Source organism: Ligilactobacillus sp. UO.C109, assembly GCF_026847815.1.
GTDB lineage: Bacteria > Bacillota > Bacilli > Lactobacillales > Lactobacillaceae > Ligilactobacillus > Ligilactobacillus salivarius.
In genome coordinates, this window is the sequence record NZ_JAPSFH010000042.1 from 1 (window position 1) to 1,112 (window position 1,112).

The 1,112-nt window shown below is 40.5% G+C and carries 1 protein-coding gene; it reads left to right on the forward strand.

Annotated elements, in window-relative coordinates:
• Nucleotides 1-1,112: hypothetical protein (locus OZJ21_RS09255; protein WP_268857730.1), on the forward strand; the 1,112-nt coding region annotated here is incomplete at both ends.

Consider the following 1,112-nt stretch of genomic DNA (forward strand, 5'->3'; position numbering starts at 1 on the left):
GATCTGCTTATACTATCTGATTCATCTGTATTCATTGAAGAACTTCCACTCAATGAACTTGATACGCTTAGGCTTTCACTTAAGCTGCTTGAGATAGATGTACTTAAGCTTTCACTTAAGGATGAACTTGTACTCAAGGATTCACTCAACGAACTTGATGTGCTTAAGCTCTCGCTTAAGGATGAACTTGTACTCAAGGATTCGCTCAAGCTGCTTGATGTGCTTAGGCTTTCACTTAGTGAGGAACTTGTGCTCAAGGATTCACTCAATGAACTTGATGTGCTTAAGCTTTCACTTAGTGAGGAGCTTGTACTCAAGGATTCGCTCAAGGAACTTGATGTGCTTAAGCTTTCACTTAAGGATGAACTTGTACTCAAGGATTCACTCAAGCTGCTTGATGTACTTAAGCTTTCACTTAAGGAGGAACTTGTACTCAAGGATTCACTCAAGCTGCTTGATGTACTTAAGCTTTCACTTAAGGATGAGCTTGTACTCAAGGATTCACTCAAGCTGCTTGATGTACTTAAGCTTTCACTCAAGGATGAGCTTGTACTCAAAGATTCGCTCAAGGAACTTGATGTACTTAGGCTTTCACTTAGTGAGGAGCTTGTACTCAAGGATTCGCTCAAGGAACTTGATGTACTTAAGCTTTCACTTAAGGATGAACTTGTACTCAAGGATTCACTTAATGAACTTGATGTGCTTAAGCTTTCGCTTAAGGATGAGCTTGTACTCAAGGATTCGCTCAACGAACTTGATGTACTTAAGCTTTCACTCAAGGATGAACTTGTGCTCAAGGATTCACTCAAGCTGCTTGATGTGCTTAAGCTTTCGCTTAAGGATGAACTTGTACTCAAGGATTCGCTCAAGCTGCTTGATGTACTTAAGCTTTCACTCAAGGATGAACTTGTACTCAAGGATTCACTCAACGAACTTGATGTACTTAAGCTTTCACTCAAGGATGAACTTGTGCTCAAGGATTCACTCAAGCTGCTTGATGTGCTTAAGCTTTCGCTTAAGGATGAGCTTGTACTCAAGGATTCACTCAACGAACTTGATGTACTTAAGCTTTCACTCAAGGATGAACTTGTGCTCAAGGATTCACTCAAGCT